The following is a 14,815-nucleotide window of genomic DNA, read 5'->3' as shown; positions in this document are numbered from 1 at the left end:
CCGAGCCGACGCGCACACGCCCCGTGCAACCGCGCCTACCCGATTCCCCCCGGTTGCGACCGGGCGCGGTCTGCGCCATGACACGGGCACCGTCGCTTCGAGACAAAAAAAACGCCGGCACAAGGCCGGCGTTCAGTTATTGAGGCAGGTTTCATACAGGCAAGAAACCTATCGAGCAGTGCTTCTTACATAGACCCTCTACCTCAGGAAGCCAAGCTAAAAGTTTGATTGCCAAGAAAAGGCGGCGTAGAAAATCCGACACAAATCAGGGCCAGAGGGGGATTGTCGCCGTGACGCGCACCCAGATTTTCCGCACGATCGCGATCCTCGGAGCGGCCCTCGGGCTGGGCTTCGGACCCCATGAGGCGCGGGCCGAGCCCCGGCACGGCATTGCCATGTATGGCGAACCGGCCCTGCCCCCCGACTTCGAGGCCCTGCCCTACGCCAATCCTGAGGCCCCCAAGGGCGGACGCATCGTCGTGGGCGAGGTCGGCAGTTTCGACAGCCTGAACCCGCACGTGCTGAAAGGGTCGGTACCCTGGCAGCTGCGCTTTCTCACCTATGAAAGCCTGATGGGCCGCTCGTACGACGAGCCCTTCACCCTTTACGGCCTTCTCGCCGAATCGATCGAGGTGGCCGACGACCGCTCGTGGACCGAATTCACACTGCGCGAGGAGGCCGCGTTTTCCGACGGCACGCCGGTGACGATCGAGGACGTGATGTGGTCCTACGAGACGCTCGGCACGCAGGGACACCCGCGCTACCTCGGCACCTGGAGCCAGGTAGAGAGCATGGAGCAGACCGGCCCGCGCTCGGTGCGCTTCACCTTCAACACCGAGAACCGCGAGCTGGCACTGCTGATCGGGCTGCGGCCGATCCTGAAAAAGGCCCAATGGGACGACAAGGACATCACCCAGTCGGGCCTCGACACGATCCCCATCGCCACCGCGCCCTACACCGTGACCGATTTCGAGGCGGGCCGATTCGTCGAGCTCACCCGCAACCCCGATTACTGGGGCCGCGACCTGCCGTTCATGCAGGGCCAGGCCAATCTCGACACCATCCGGATGGAGTTCTACGCCGACGCACAGGTGCTCTTCGAGGCGTTCAAGGCCGGGCAGATCAACTCGATCCGCGAGACCAACGCCGAAACCTGGGAGACGCAGTACGACTTCCCCGCCGTGCGCTCGGGCGAGGTGGTGAAGTCCGAGATCCCCCACAAGCGCCCCACCGGAATCACCGGCTTCGTGATGAACACGCGCAATCCGCTGTTCTCGGACTGGCGCGTGCGCGAGGCGATGATCCAGGCCTTCAACTTCGAGTTCATCAACGAGACCATGACCGGCGGCCGCCAGCCGCGGATCACCTCCTACTTCTCGAACTCGCAGCTCGGCATGACGCATGACCCCGCCGAGGGCCGGGTCGCGCAACTGCTGCAGCCCTATGCCGACAACCTGCCGCCGGGCACGCTCGAGGGTTATACGCTGCCCGAGGGCGACGGCTCGGCCCGGAACCGCCAGGGCCTGCGCGCGGCCATGCGCCTGATGGAAGAGGCCGGCTACACGATCGAGCAGGGCCGCATGCTCGACCCGCAGGGCCACCCGGTATCGTTCGAGATCCTGCTGCCCACCTCCACCCCCGAGGCCGACGTCGGCACCATCGTCGACCTCTACCTGCCCGCGCTCGAGCGCATGGGAATCGAAGTCGACGTCAGCCGCGTCGACCGCGCGCAGTTCAACCGCCGCACCGAGGCGTTCGACTTCGACATGACCTTCTACACCCGCGGCCTGTCGCTCAGCCCCGGAAACGAGCAGAAGCTCTACTGGGGCGCGGCCGCCGCGGACACGCCCGGCTCGATGAATTGGATGGGCGTGCAAAGCCCGGCGGTGGATGCGATGATCGACACGATCCTCACCTCCGAGAGCCGCGAGGATTTCACCGCAGCGACCCGCGCTCTCGACCGCGTGCTGACCGCGGGGCGCTACGTGATCCCGATCTACCAATGGCGCGAAAGCCGCATCGCCCATGTGAAGGAGCTGCACTTCCCCGACCGCATCCCGATCTACGGCGACTTCATCAACTTCCACCCCGACGTCTGGTGGTGGGAGGACGACGGCTGAACTGGCCCCGGGGCCGGCTCCAGTCGTGGCGATGCTCGCCACCGACGCCCCAGGCAGCCCGGCTCGGCCCCTTCCCGGGCACGATTGCCGCGGGGCGAATTGCGTCGCAGGCGCAGGAGGGCCAGCGCCCCTTGCGGCGACATGCCCCGCCCGCCAGCACGTGGCCCCGTCATTCTTCTCGTCGAAAGTACTCCGGGGTGAATTGGCCGCGGCACCCGCGGCCAAGAGGGGCAGAGCACCGTTTCCCGGTCACGGCCCGGTTCAGACCAGCGAGGTCACCCAAAGGATCGTTGCGTCATCCTCGCTGACCGACACCACGTTGTGTCCCATCGTCGCGTCGTAATAGGCGCTGTCGCCGCGGCGCATCTCGATCGGCTCGTAGAACTCGGTGTAAAGCCGCACCGCGCCGGTCAAGACGTACAGGAACTCCTCGCCGTCGTGGCGCACCCAGCCGTCGAACTCGTCCATCGACCGGGCCCGGACACGGGCGCGGTAGGGCAGCATCTGCTTCTTGGTGAGCGTCTCGGCCAGCAGCGTGTGCTCGTAGGTGGCGGTGGCCTGCGCCACGCCCGCGCCCTCCTTGGTCACCGACAGCCGGCCGTTCACCTTGTCCCGCGTCGGCGGGGTAAAGAGCTGCGGCACCGAGATCTCCAACCCCGTGGCAAGCTTGCGGAGCGCGTCGTAGGTCGGCGACATCTGCCCGTTCTCGATCTTCGACAGGGTCGAGCGCGCAAGCCCCGCCTGCCGCGCGGCCTGCTCCAGCGTCCAGTCGCGCGCCTTGCGGAGCTCGCGCACGCGGGCGCCGAGATCGAGGGGCGCGCCGTCCTCTTCGAGGCCGCCTTCGCGGGCGATGCGGATCAGGCTTCTGGGGTCGCGGTCGGGCATGGATCGCTCTTAGGCGGCGCTTGTGGCGCTTGCAAGACGCGGCGCAGCGCGGCTAGGTCGGGGCCATGCAAGCGATCTTCGATGGCGGACCGCCGCCGCCCGTGCCCACGCCCTTCAACCTCACCGCCCACGTGCTGGAGGCCGGCACCGCCGACCCCGACAAGGTCGCGCTGGCGATCGTGGCCCCGACCGGCGCCGAGCGCTGGAGCTACGGGCGCCTGCGCGCCGCGGTGCTCGGTATCGCGCACGGTCTTCGCGCGCAGGGCCTCGGCCCCGGCGAGCGCGTGCTCATGCGCCTCGGCAACGACGTGGCGTTCCCGCTCGCCTATCTCGGCGCGATCGCCGCCGACCTCGTGCCTGTCCCGACCTCGGCGCAGCTGACCGAGCGTGAGGTTGCCAAGATCGCCGATCACCTCGCCCCGTCGGCGGTCCTGCGCGACCCCAGGGTCGCCTGCCCCGACCTGGCCTGCCCGGTCTACGACACTTCGGACATGGTCGCGTGGCGCGACGGGCCGCAGGGCGGCATCGTGATGGGCGATCCGAACCGGCTTGCCTACATCGTGATGACCTCCGGCACCTCCGGTTCTCCGCGCGCGGTCGCCCATGCCCACCGCGCGGTCTGGGCGCGGCGGATGATGGTCGAGGGCTGGTACGGCCTGCGACCGAGCGACCGGCTGGCCCACGCGGGCGCGTTCAACTGGACGTTCACGCTTGGCACCGGCCTGCTGGATCCGTGGGCCGCGGGCGCCACCGCGATCATTCCCGCCGATGGCGTTGCTCCGGCCCAGCTGCCGCTTCTTCTCAAGCGCCATGAGGCGACGCTTTTTGCTGCTGCTCCGGGCGTTTACCGGCAGATGCTCAAGCACGCGCCGTTCGATCTTCCGAAGCTGCGGCATGGGCTCTCGGCGGGCGAAAAAATGCCCGAAGCGCTGCGCGATGCGTGGCGCGCGGCCACCGGCACCGAGGTCTACGAGGCCTACGGGATGTCGGAATGCTCGACCTTCATCTCTGCCGCGCCCGACCGCCCCGCCGCGCCGGGCACGCTCGGGCGACCGCAGGACGGGCGGCGCGTCGCGATCCTCGGCCCCGAGGGACCGGAGCCCCTCGATACGCCCGGAGAGATCGCCGTGGACCGCACCGACCCGGGCCTGATGCTGGGTTATGTCGATGCGCCCGAAGCCACCGCCGAGAAGATGAACGGCTCGTGGTTCCTGACCGGCGACCGGGGCCAGATGGCCGCCGACGGCACGATCACCTACCTCGGGCGCATGGACGACCTGATGAACGCGGGCGGCCTGAGGGTGTCGCCGCTCGAGATCGAGGAGGCGTTGCTGGCCCATCCCGGCATCGACGAGGTCGGCGCGGCGGAGGTCGAGGTGAAGGACGGCGTGCGCGTCATCGGTGCGTTCTGGACCGGCCCCGAGCCGCTGGACGACGCCGCGCTCCACGCCTTCGCATCCGAACGCCTCGCGCGCTACAAGTGCCCGCGAGTCTGGGTGCGCTGCGATGCCCTGCCCAAAAGCACGAACGGCAAGCTTCAGCGCCGGGCTCTCCCTGCGCTCCGCGACCCGATACATTCCACGGGCGAGAGGGGTGCACCCGCGCGCCCGGTCTGATAGAGCCGGGCAAACCGGAAACCAGAAAGTGCCCGACCTCGTGAAGCTCGACATCCTCTCCGACCCGATCTGCCCGTGGTGCTACATCGGCAAGGCCCATCTCGACCGCGCGCTGGAACAAGCGCCGGACCACCCGTTCGAGATCTCCTGGCATCCGTTCATGCTCAACCCGGACATGCCACCCGAGGGCATGGATCGCCGCGCGTATCTCGAGGCCAAGTTCGGCGGCAAGGAGGCCGCGCTCGCCGCCTATCGCGAGGTGGTGGAGCAGGCCGAGGCCGCGGGGCTGTCGCTGGAACTGGACAAGATCGAGCGCACACCCTCCACCCTCGACGCGCATCGGCTGATCCACTGGGCCGGCATCGAAGGGCGTCAGGCGGCGGCGGTCTCGTCGATCTTCCGCGCCTATTTCCGCGAAGGCCGCGACATCGGCGACCGGGAGGTTCTGGCGGACATCTCCGACGGCATCGGGCTGGACGCCTCTCTCGTGCTGCGGCTCTTCGAGGCGGATGCCGACATCGAGGAGATCCGGAACCGCGATGCCGCCGCGCGCGAGATGGGCGTGACAGGCGCGCCGACCTTCATCGTCGGCGGAAAGCACGCGGTGCCGGGCGCGCAGCCGCCCGAGCTCTGGGCCAAGGTGATCGCCGAGATCAGGGACGGCGCGATCGAGTGAGCCCGCGCTGCGCGTCTTCCCCGGCGCGCATGTTCCGAGCGGATCGGCCCGCGCTCCTGTGCGCCAGCGCACTGGATACCGACTGGTTTCCTTAAGGGCGCGGTGCTACCTGAACCGGGCATTCGTCCGTCCGAGAGAAGTCTCATGTCCGCCCTCCCCATCCGCCGCGCCGAGTTCATCGCCCTGATCGCGATGATGTTCGCGACCATCGCGTTCTCGATCGACTCGATGCTGCCCGCCCTGCCCGAGATCGCCGACGCGCTGACCCCCGACAACGTCAACGCGGCGCAGCTGATCCTGACCGTCTTCGTTCTGGGGATGGGCATCGGCACCTTCTTCACCGGCCCACTGTCGGACAGCTTCGGACGCAAGCGCATCGTGATCGCGGGCGCGGTGCTTTACTGCGTCGCGTCGCTCATCGCCGCGCGGGCGCAGACGCTCGAGGTCTTGCTGGCCGCGCGACTGGTGCAGGGCCTCGGCGCGGCCGGTCCACGCGTGGTGGCGCTGGCGATCATCCGCGACCTCGTGGCGGGACGCGAGATGGCGCGGATCATGTCCTTCGTCATGATCGTCTTCACGCTGGTGCCGGCGCTGGCGCCGAGCCTCGGCGCGGTCATCATCTCGTTCGCCGGCTGGCGCGGCGTCTTCGGCAGCTTCGTCGTGTTCTCGATAATCTCTGCGGTGTGGCTGATGATCCGCCTGCCCGAAACTCATCCCCCCGAGCAGCGGCGCCCGTTCCGGGCGGCCGCGCTGGTCTCGGCCACGCAAGAGATGTTCTCGCACCCGGTGGTGCGGATCTCGATCGTGGTGCAGGTCCTGACCTTTGGGATGATGTTCTCGATGCTGTCGTCGGTGCAGCAGGTCTACGACGTGACCTTCGGACGCGGCGACCAGTTCCCGCTCTGGTTTGGCGGCGTGGCGCTGGCGGCGGGCACGGCGAGCCTGCTCAACGCGTCCATCGTGGTGCGCGTGGGGATGCGGCGGATCGTGACCTCGATCCTCGTGGTGCAGGCGGCGACGTCGACCACGCTGGTGATCCTGAGCCTCGCGTCGATCCCGGATCAGGCCTACTTTGCGGCCTTCGTGTTCTGGCAGGCGACGGTGTTCTTCATGGCCGGCCTCTGCATCGGCAACCTCAACGCCATCGCGATGGAGCCGCTCGGCCACATCGCGGGTCTCGCGGCCAGCCTGATCGGCGCCTGCGCGACCGTGGGCGCGGTGATCCTTGCGATCCCTGTGGGCCTCATGTTCGACGGCACCCCGCTGCCGCTGTCGGTGGCCATGGCGATCGAGGCGACGCTCGCCGTCACGCTGATGCTGCACCTGCGCCGGGTCGAGGCCGCGCTCCCCGCCGCGGCCTGAGCGGTTCGCGCGCGCACCCTGCCCACGCCTTGGGCAGGCCGGCGCACGCGGCCGACGCGGAGGGCAGATTGACGCGGAAAATCGGTATACTGTCGCATACACATATTTCTTTAACGTCCCCCATGCGATAGAGCGGCGGCGAGCTCACCCGGTCCGCGAAGGAGCCCCGCGCATGTCCAAGATCAAGGTCGAGAACCCCATCGTCGAGATGGACGGCGACGAGATGACCCGCATCATGTGGGATTTCATCAAGACCAAGCTGATCCTGCCCTATCTCGACATCGACCTGCTCTACTACGATCTCGGGATCGAGGAGCGGGACCGCACCGAAGACCAGGTCACCGTCGAGGCGGCGGAAAAGACGCGCGACGTCGGATGCGCGGTCAAATGCGCGACCATCACGCCCGACGAGGCGCGGGTCGAGGAATTCGGCCTCAAGAAGATGTGGCGCTCGCCCAACGGCACGATCCGCAACATCCTTGGCGGCGTGGTTTTCCGCCAGCCGATCATCTGCCGCAACGTGCCGCGGCTCGTGCCCGGATGGACGCGCCCCATCGTCATCGGGCGCCACGCCTTCGGTGACCAGTATCGCGCGACGGACTTCCGCTTTCCCGGCAAGGGCAAGCTGACCATGAAGTTCGTGGGCGACGACGGCGAGGTCATCGAACGCGAGGTCTATGACGCTCCGTCCGCCGGCGTGTTCATGGGGATGTACAACCTCGACGACTCGATCCGCGACTTCGCGCGCGCCTCGTTCAACTACGGGCTGGATCTCGGGTGGCCGGTCTACCTGTCGACCAAGAACACCATCCTCAAGGCCTATGACGGCCGCTTCATGGACATCTTCCAGGAGGTCTACGACGCCGAGTTCCGACAGCGGTTCGAGGCAAAGGGCATCGGCTACCAGCACCGCCTGATCGACGACATGGTGGCCTGCGCGATGAAGTGGAACGGGGGCTTCGTCTGGGCGACGAAGAACTACGATGGCGACGTGCAGTCCGACACCGTGGCGCAGGGCTTCGGCTCGCTCGGGCTCATGGCCTCGCAGCTTATGACCCCGGACGGCCGCATCGTGGAGGCCGAGGCCGCCCACGGCACCGTCACCCGCCACTACCGCCAGCACCAGCGCGGAGAGGCCACGTCGACCAACTCGGTCGCCTCGATCTTCGCCTGGGCCGGTGGGCTGAAGCATCGTGCCAAGCTCGACGACAACGCCGCGCTGCGCGGTTTCGCCGAGACGCTGGAGAAGGTCGTGGTCGATACCGTCGAGGCAGGTCACATGACCAAGGACCTCGCGCTGCTCGTCGGCCCCGAACAGGGCTGGCTGACCACCACAGGTTTCCTCGACAAGGTGGACGAGAACCTCGACCGCGCGCTCGGCGCCTGAGGCGGCGATCGCGGTTCCGATGTATCGGGGACCGGGCCACGGATTGCGCCGAAGCTGGCACCCCGGGGACGGCCATGACCAGGGCGGCGCTCGCGTTCCGCCGCCCTCCGCCCAGCAAAGCGGCAGCCCGGCGTGCCGTCGCGCCCGTGGCGCAAGGTCACCGACCGCGATGCCTTGAACCCCGGCGCGCCCGCGTCATTCTTGCCGCATGATCCTGCTCGACACGCCGCCGCCCGACCGTCACACCCTGTCCGAGGACATCCAGGGCATGATGATCGGCTGCACGCTCGTCGCGCTCTCGATCCAGTTCCTACGCGCCTCCGACCTCATCACGGGGCAGATCGCGGGTCTCGCGCTGGTGGTCTCCTATCCCACGAACATCACGTTCGGCGTCGCGTTCTTCGTTCTCAACCTGCCATTCTACTGGCTGGCGATCCGGCAGATGGGCTGGCGCTTCACGGTCAAGAACTTCGTCGCTGTCACGTCGATGTCGGCCATGGCGGACCTCATGCCACTGGTGCTGAGGGTCGAGCCTCTGCACCCGGCCGTGGGGGCCGCGCTGTTCGGGCTTTGCGCCGGGATGGGGCTTCTGGGTCTCTTCCGCCACGGCGCGACGCTGGGCGGCGTGGGGATCGTGGCACTCTGGCTTCAGGACACGCGCGGGATCAGGGCGGGCAACACGCAGCTCGCCTTCGACCTCTGCGTCTTCGCCATCGCGCTCTTCCTCTTCCCTTGGGAGATCGTGGCCTGGTCGCTGTTCGGCGCGGTCATCCTGAACATCATCATCACGATAAACCACCGCAACGACCGATACATCGCCCGATCGTGACCGGACCCGGGCCCCGCCTCGCGCGTTGGCCCGTCGACGGCCGCGCCCCTCCCCGCGCGGCCATCCGGACACGAAAGGAAACGATGATGGACCGACGCGACGCCCTCGTCGAAAAGTTCATGCAGAACGTACGCGACCGCAATGCCGGGCAGGACGAGTTCCTGCAGGCCGTCGAGGAGGTCGCTGCCGACGTCCTCACGGTCGAGAAGGCCCATTCCGGCTATGCCGATGCCCGCGTGCTCGAACGTCTGACCGAGCCCGACCGCCTGATCCAGTTCCGCGTCGTATGGGAGGACGATGACGGGGCCGTGCAGATCAACCGCGGCTGGCGCGTACAGATGTCGAACGCGATCGGTCCCTACAAGGGCGGCCTGCGCTTTCACCCCACGGTCACGCCGTCGGTGCTCAAGTTCCTGGCCTTCGAGCAGATCTTCAAGAACGCCCTGACCGGCCTTCCGCTGGGCGGCGCCAAGGGCGGCTCGGACTTCGATCCCTCGGGTCGATCGGAGGCCGAGGTCATGCGGTTCTGCCAGGCCTTCATGGCCGAGCTCGCCCCGCATATCGGCCCCGACGTGGACGTGCCCGCGGGCGACATCAACGTCGGCACGCGCGAGATCGGCTGGCTCTTCGGGGCCTACAAGCGGCAGAAGGGCCTGTTTCACGGCGCGCTGACCGGCAAGGGCCCGGCCTTCGGCGGCTCGATCCTGCGGACCGAGGCCACGGGCTACGGCCTCGTCTACTTCGTCGACTGCATGTTGAACGCCGCCGGCGAGAGCATCGAGGGCAAGCGCATCGTGATCTCGGGCAAGGGCAACGTGTCGACCCATGCCGCCGAAAAGGCCATAGACCAGGGCGGTATCGTGGTCACGCTGTCGGACACGTCCGGAACGCTGTATGCCCCGGACGGCTTCAGCCGCGCCGCCGTGGCGTGGGTCGAAGAGCGCAAGGCCGTGGGCGAGGACATCGCCAGCCCGCCCTCGGAGTTCGGCCTCGAGTGGAAGGACGGGGCGCTGCCCTGGGGCACCGAGGCCGACATCGCCCTGCCCTGCGCCACCCAGAACGAAATGGACGCCGACGCCGCCAAGGCCGTAGCCGACAGCGGCGTGACGCTTCTGGCCGAGGGCGCGAACATGCCGCTGACCTCGGATGCCATCGCCGAGCTCGACCGCGCGGGCGTCGTTCAGGCCCCGGGCAAGGCCGCCAACGCCGGCGGCGTCGCGGTCTCGGGTCTCGAAATGAGCCAGAACGCGCAGGGGCGTTTCATGACCGCCGAGCAGGTGGACGAGGCGCTGCGCAACATCATGCGCGACATCCACGACACCGTGGCCGAAGAGGCCGACACCGATGGCACGTCGCCGGACTATCGGCGGGGCGCGAACGTCGCGGGCTATCGCCACGTTGCAAGGGCGGTCTGCTCCTACGGTATCGTCTGATTGCTTTCATCCCGGCGGCGGGCGCGATAGGCCTGACGAAGCCGGCACGCGCGACTCGACCAAGCGCGGCCGCCGCCACATCGGAAGAAGGGGCCGACATGGACTGGATTGCAGCGGATTGGGGAACCACGCATCTGCAACTCTGGGAAATGGAGGCTGACGGCACCGTTCTGAACACCATGCTCAGCGATCAGGGCATGGGCGTGCTGCTTCCCGAGGATTACGAGCCGACCCTGCTTGGCCTTCTGCGCAACCGCCTCCCCACGGACCGCACGACGCCGGTGATCGCCTGCGGCATGGTGGGCGCCCGGCAGGGCTGGATCGAGGCGCCCTACGCCCCCGTTCCCGCCGCTCCGCCCTCTGCTGCCATCGCCGTGCGCCCCAAGCTGCGCGATCCGCGCCTCGCCGTCCACGTCCTTCCAGGCATGAGTCAGGCCTCGCCCGCCGACGTCATGCGTGGCGAAGAGGTCCGGATCTCGGGCGTGCTGGCCGAAGAGCCGGATTTCGACGGAATCGTCTGCCTGCCCGGGCTGCACACGATCTGGGCCCAGATCAGCGCGGGCGAAGTTGTGAGCTTCCGAACCTTCATGACGGCCGAGCTGGTCAAGCTGTTGTCCACCCAATCCGTCCTGCGTCTGAGCGTCGGGCAAGAGGGCTGGGACGAGGCGGAGTTCCAGGCCGGGCTGGACCGCGGGCTGTCGACGCCGGCGGCGCTGGCATCCGATGCGTTCCGCCTGCGTGCCGAGGCGCTGCTGGACGACCTGCCGTCGGAAGCCGCGCGCGCACGGCTCTGGGGCCTGCTCATCGGCGTCGAACTGGCCGCCGCCAAGCCCTACTGGCTGGGTCAGGCCGTGCGCATCGTCGGCGTCGAGGACCCGGTGAAGCTCTACTCGGCGGCGCTGGCGAAACAGGGCGTGCAGGCCACGTCGCGCGACTGGGAGGCGATGACGCTGGCCGGTCTCGGTGCGGCGCGGCGCACGCTGTTGGAACGGGCCTGACCGGCCCCGGAGAAGAGTCATGATCGACGCGGGCGAGACCCCGGACGGACGGATCATCAAGGCGGTCACGCTGGACAACGGCACCCTCCGCGCGAGCGTGGTGACCTTCGGCGCCTCGGTTCGCGACCTCCGCCTCGCCGGGGTCGACCGGCCGCTGATCCTCGGCCTCGACGACCCGCAGGCCTACCCCGAGGGCTTTCCCTATCTCGGCGCCATCGTCGGCCGCGTGGCCAACCGCATTGCCCACGGGCAGGCGGAGATCGCCGGAGAGATGCACCGATTCGACCGGAACGAGGGCGGCAAGCGCACTCTGCACGGCGGAGCCGACGGGTCAGGCCGTCGGCTGTGGACCCTGGTCGAGGCGGGCCCCGCCCATGTCATCCTCGCCGACCGCCTGGCCGACGGGCACATGGGCTTTCCCGGCGCGCTCGACGTGCAGGTCCGCTACGCGCTGGTGGACGCCGCACTGGAGGTGGAGATCACCGCCACCACCGACGCGCCAACGCTCTGCAGCTTCGCACCGCACATGTTCTTCAACCTCTCCGGCGCGGCGACGACGGACGATCACCTGCTCTTCGTGGATGCCGACCGCTACCAGGCGGTGGACGAAGGCCAGATCCCGGACCGCCCGCCGCAGGACGTGTCCGGCACCCCCTTCGACCTGCGCGGCGGGGCGATGCCGCCCGAAGGGATCGACCACAATTTCTGCCTCTCCGAAGAGCGACGCGGTGCCCCCCACCCCGCCGCGATCCTGCGCGCGGGCGACGTCGAGATGCGTCTCGAGACCACAGAGCCGGGCCTTCAGGTCTATGACGGCGGCGGATTGCGCGTGTCCGCGGGCACCGGCCTCGACGGCCGCGGCTACGGGCCGCGGGCAGGCGTCGCGCTTGAGCCGCAGGCCTGGGTGGACGCCGCGAACCAAGGAATGCGCGCGCAGGTCGACCTTTTTCCCGGCGAGACCTATCGCCAGTTCAGCCGCTTCGCCTTCGCGCAGGTCTGACCGCCAGCCCTTGCCCGCGTGGACAGAACGCGCACGCTCTGGCATGACCGGATGACCCCGCAACAGCATCCGGCCCGTGCCTTCCCGTGACCAATGCAATCGCCATCGCTCTCGGCCTCGCCATCGTAGCCGCCGCGGCCATCGACCTCTCGGTCTGGGACGGCGATCACCTGCTGTTCCTCGCCCGGCGCGCGGTCGTCTTTCTCGACTGGGTCGCTTTCTGGCGCTGAGCTTGACACCGCCGCTGGCACCGTCACCTTGACCTCGGAGGAGCGATCCGCTTGTTAGCGGTAACGACCTGACGCATATTCTGACCGGACTTCATCCGAGGAGAGATCGCATGACCACCAAAGTCGCCATCAACGGCTTCGGCCGTATCGGCCGCAACGTGCTGCGCAGCATCGTGGAATCCGGCCGCACCGACATCGAGGTGGTGGCCATCAACGACCTCGGCCCGGTCGAGACCAACGCCCACCTGCTGCAATACGACAGCGTCCACGGCCGCTTCCCCCACCCGGTGAGCGTCGAGGGCGACGCCATCGACGTCGGCCGCGGCCCGATCAAGGTGACGGCGATCCGCGACCCCAAGGAACTGCCCTGGTCCGACGTGGATATCGCCCTCGAGTGCACCGGCATCTTCACCTCTCGCGAGAAGGCCGCGATGCACCTCGAGAACGGCTCCAAGCGGGTGCTCGTGTCCGCGCCGTGCTCGGAGGCGCACAAGACCATCGTCTACGGCGTGAACCACGACAGCCTGACCGCGGACGACACCGTGATCTCGAACGCATCTTGCACCACCAACTGTCTCGCGCCGGTGGCCAAGGTGCTGAACGACACGATCGGCATCACCCGCGGCTTCATGACGACGATCCACTCCTACACCGGCGACCAGCCGACGCTGGACACCATGCACAAGGACCTCTACCGCGCGCGGGCCGCGGCGCTGTCGATGATCCCGACCTCGACCGGCGCGGCGAAGGCGGTGGGCCTCGTTCTCCCCGAACTCAACGGCAAGCTCGACGGCGTGGCGATCCGGGTTCCGACGCCGAACGTGTCGGTGGTCGACTTCACCTTCGAGGCCTCGCGCGACACCACCGCCGAGGAGATCAACGAGGCGATCAAGGCCGCCGCGGGCAACGGGCCGCTCAAGGGTATTCTCGGTGTGACCGACCACAAGCTGGTCAGCCAGGACTTCAACCACGACTCGCATTCGTCGATCTTCGCCACGGACCAGACCAAGGTCATGGACGGCAATTTCGTGCGCGTGCTGAGCTGGTACGACAACGAGTGGGGCTTCTCGAGCCGGATGTCCGACACCGCGGTGGCGATGGGCAAGCTCTGAACCGCGCACCGGGCGCGATATACAGGATTTCGGAAGGGGGCGTGCCAATGGCGCGCCCCTTTCCTTCTTCCACGGATCGGGACGACGGCCCTACCGTTCGCCGGGCATGGCCTCGCGCGCGGCGGCGTAGCCCTGCCCCGCGGGTGGCAGCGTTTGCTGACTGACCGGCGGTGGCGCGCGAAAGGGCGCCTCGAGCGCGAGGCCCTGCACGGAGCCGCGGGCAAGGGCCCGGGCGAAGTCGGCCCGGCCCGGCTGCGTGGCCGCCTCCGGGCCGTGATCGGATGCATGTCGGTGCGTCGCCGCGAGCGAAGCTCGTCGTGGCGATGGGCGTCGTGCCGTCCATCAGGATTCTCCTGCCAAAAGGGTCCTGCGGTCACATTAGCGCCCGACCTCCTAACGCTCCGTTAGCGCCGCCATGCACTGCGAACATGCCCGGTGGAACATCGAGGGGCGTTGTGGGACGCGCGTATCCATCGCATCTGGTGCGGCGAGGGAGGTTCGACACAAACGCGACGGAGGCCCCCATGCGCACCGTGTTCACCAACCTGAAGTCCTATGCCAGCTATCGCCGGACCCTGCGCGAGCTGCGGTCCCTGCCCCTGGACGTGGCGCTGGATCTCGACATCGCCGGCGCAGAGCGCGCCGTGGCGCGTCGCGCGGTCTACGGCGCGGTCTGAGAGAACTTCTCGACCAGCGCCTCGCGCACGGCGGGCGTGACGAAGTTCGCCACGTCCCCGCGCAGCCGCGCGATCTCCTTCACGAGCTTGGAGGCGATGGCCTGGTGGCGCGCCTCGGCCATGAGGAAGACGGTCTCGATCGAGTGATCCAGTGCGCGGTTCATGCCGACCATCTGGAACTCGTATTCGAAATCCGCGACGGCGCGCAGGCCCCGCACGATGACCTGGGCGCCCACGTCGCGGGCGCAGTCGATGAGCAGGTTCTCGAACGGGTGGACGACGATCTCGGTCCCGGTCTCGTCGGCCAAGGCGGCACATTCGCGCTCGATCATTGCGACCCGCTCATCAAGATCGAAGAGCGGGCCCTTGTCCCGGTTGATCGCGACGCCGATGACCAGCTTGTCCACGAGGATCGTGGCCCGCCGGATGATGTCGATATGCCCGAGCGTGATCGGATCGAACGTCCCGGGATAGAGTCCGGTGGTCATCG

Annotated in this window: 14 protein-coding genes; 12 read left to right on the top strand and 2 right to left on the bottom strand. The window is 68.2% G+C overall.

Going from position 1 to position 14,815, the window contains the following annotated elements; all coding sequences use genetic code 11:
* The first annotated feature begins 395 nt into the window (after positions 1-395).
* Complete coding sequence (locus BMX29_RS08310; protein WP_092811993.1) at positions 396-2,120, top strand: extracellular solute-binding protein; 1,725 nt, start codon at positions 396-398, stop codon at positions 2,118-2,120.
* 261 nt (positions 2,121-2,381) lie between these two features.
* On the opposite strand, the gene BMX29_RS08305 is transcribed toward BMX29_RS08310, so the two are convergent.
* The gene (locus BMX29_RS08305) at positions 2,382-3,005 is read right to left on the bottom strand and encodes a helix-turn-helix domain-containing protein (protein WP_043841598.1); all 624 of its coding nucleotides are present in this window, start codon (positions 3,003-3,005) and stop codon (positions 2,382-2,384) included.
* A 65-nt stretch (positions 3,006-3,070) separates the two neighbouring features.
* Here BMX29_RS08305 and BMX29_RS08300 point away from each other — a divergent pair, with 65 nt between their 5' ends.
* The 11 genes from BMX29_RS08300 to BMX29_RS18790 all read left to right on the top strand — a co-directional run bounded on the left by BMX29_RS08300 (position 3,071) and on the right by BMX29_RS18790 (position 14,325).
* A complete protein-coding gene (locus BMX29_RS08300) occupies positions 3,071-4,621 on the top strand; it encodes a class I adenylate-forming enzyme family protein (RefSeq protein ID WP_092811853.1) in 1,551 nt (516 codons plus the stop codon).
* A 28-nt stretch (positions 4,622-4,649) separates the two neighbouring features.
* Complete coding sequence (locus BMX29_RS08295; RefSeq protein WP_043841601.1) at positions 4,650-5,297, top strand: DsbA family oxidoreductase; 648 nt, start codon at positions 4,650-4,652, stop codon at positions 5,295-5,297.
* A gap of 144 nt (positions 5,298-5,441) precedes the next feature.
* Positions 5,442-6,659, top strand: coding sequence for a multidrug effflux MFS transporter (locus tag BMX29_RS08290; RefSeq protein WP_092811851.1), 1,218 nt, complete (start codon positions 5,442-5,444; stop codon positions 6,657-6,659).
* Positions 6,660-6,831: 172 nt separating this feature from the next.
* Positions 6,832-8,046 (top strand): NADP-dependent isocitrate dehydrogenase, encoded by a 1,215-nt coding sequence (locus tag BMX29_RS08285; protein ID WP_043841605.1) that lies wholly within the window; start codon positions 6,832-6,834, stop codon positions 8,044-8,046.
* A gap of 208 nt (positions 8,047-8,254) precedes the next feature.
* Positions 8,255-8,875: a YitT family protein gene (locus BMX29_RS08280; protein WP_043841607.1), complete on the top strand. Its 621-nt coding sequence runs from the start codon at positions 8,255-8,257 to the stop codon at positions 8,873-8,875.
* A gap of 86 nt (positions 8,876-8,961) precedes the next feature.
* Positions 8,962-10,308 carry an NADP-specific glutamate dehydrogenase gene (gdhA, locus tag BMX29_RS08275; protein ID WP_092811849.1) on the top strand — a complete coding sequence of 449 codons (1,347 nt, stop codon included), beginning with the start codon at positions 8,962-8,964 and terminating at the stop codon, positions 10,306-10,308.
* Positions 10,309-10,406: 98 nt separating this feature from the next.
* Positions 10,407-11,306: a 2-dehydro-3-deoxygalactonokinase gene (locus BMX29_RS08270; protein WP_043841611.1), complete on the top strand. Its 900-nt coding sequence runs from the start codon at positions 10,407-10,409 to the stop codon at positions 11,304-11,306.
* A 19-nt stretch (positions 11,307-11,325) separates the two neighbouring features.
* Positions 11,326-12,306, top strand: a complete 981-nt coding sequence (locus BMX29_RS08265) for an aldose epimerase family protein (RefSeq protein WP_092811847.1) — start codon at positions 11,326-11,328, stop codon at positions 12,304-12,306.
* A gap of 86 nt (positions 12,307-12,392) precedes the next feature.
* Entirely contained in the window at positions 12,393-12,536 is a 144-nt protein-coding gene (locus BMX29_RS19190; protein WP_175471159.1) for a hypothetical protein, read from the top strand.
* A 110-nt stretch (positions 12,537-12,646) separates the two neighbouring features.
* Complete coding sequence (gene gap / locus BMX29_RS08260) at positions 12,647-13,648, top strand: type I glyceraldehyde-3-phosphate dehydrogenase (protein ID WP_043841616.1); 1,002 nt, start codon at positions 12,647-12,649, stop codon at positions 13,646-13,648.
* A gap of 524 nt (positions 13,649-14,172) precedes the next feature.
* A complete protein-coding gene (locus BMX29_RS18790) occupies positions 14,173-14,325 on the top strand; it encodes a glyceraldehyde-3-phosphate dehydrogenase (RefSeq protein WP_112324728.1) in 153 nt (50 codons plus the stop codon).
* Here BMX29_RS18790 and coaD read toward each other — a convergent pair.
* Positions 14,310-14,813 (bottom strand): pantetheine-phosphate adenylyltransferase, encoded by a 504-nt coding sequence (coaD, locus tag BMX29_RS08255; protein WP_092811845.1) that lies wholly within the window; start codon positions 14,811-14,813, stop codon positions 14,310-14,312. The genes BMX29_RS18790 and coaD overlap by 16 nt on opposite strands.
* Positions 14,814-14,815: the final 2 nt, after the last annotated feature.

Source organism: Roseivivax marinus, from assembly GCF_900109705.1.
In the GTDB taxonomy this organism is placed as follows: Bacteria; Pseudomonadota; Alphaproteobacteria; order Rhodobacterales; family Rhodobacteraceae; genus Roseivivax; species Roseivivax marinus.
Note: the sequence above shows the minus strand (reverse complement) of the source record. Positions and strands in the feature narration are given on the sequence as shown.

Excerpts from the sequence above, each read along its gene's own strand:
- BMX29_RS08310 (WP_092811993.1), top strand. The coding sequence starts at position 396 with ATGTATGGCGAACCGGCCCTGCCCCCCGACTTCGAGGCCCTGCCCTAC.
- BMX29_RS08305 (WP_043841598.1), bottom strand. The coding sequence starts at position 3,005 with ATGCCCGACCGCGACCCCAGAAGCCTGATCCGCATCGCCCGCGAAGGC.
- BMX29_RS08300 (WP_092811853.1), top strand. The coding sequence starts at position 3,071 with ATGCAAGCGATCTTCGATGGCGGACCGCCGCCGCCCGTGCCCACGCCC.
- BMX29_RS08290 (WP_092811851.1), top strand. The coding sequence starts at position 5,442 with ATGTCCGCCCTCCCCATCCGCCGCGCCGAGTTCATCGCCCTGATCGCG.
- BMX29_RS08285 (WP_043841605.1), top strand. The coding sequence starts at position 6,832 with ATGTCCAAGATCAAGGTCGAGAACCCCATCGTCGAGATGGACGGCGAC.
- BMX29_RS08280 (WP_043841607.1), top strand. The coding sequence starts at position 8,255 with ATGATCCTGCTCGACACGCCGCCGCCCGACCGTCACACCCTGTCCGAG.
- gdhA (WP_092811849.1), top strand. The coding sequence starts at position 8,962 with ATGGACCGACGCGACGCCCTCGTCGAAAAGTTCATGCAGAACGTACGC.
- BMX29_RS08270 (WP_043841611.1), top strand. The coding sequence starts at position 10,407 with ATGGACTGGATTGCAGCGGATTGGGGAACCACGCATCTGCAACTCTGG.
- BMX29_RS08265 (WP_092811847.1), top strand. The coding sequence starts at position 11,326 with ATGATCGACGCGGGCGAGACCCCGGACGGACGGATCATCAAGGCGGTC.
- gap (WP_043841616.1), top strand. The coding sequence starts at position 12,647 with ATGACCACCAAAGTCGCCATCAACGGCTTCGGCCGTATCGGCCGCAAC.
- BMX29_RS18790 (WP_112324728.1), top strand. The coding sequence starts at position 14,173 with ATGCGCACCGTGTTCACCAACCTGAAGTCCTATGCCAGCTATCGCCGG.
- coaD (WP_092811845.1), bottom strand. The coding sequence starts at position 14,813 with ATGACCACCGGACTCTATCCCGGGACGTTCGATCCGATCACGCTCGGG.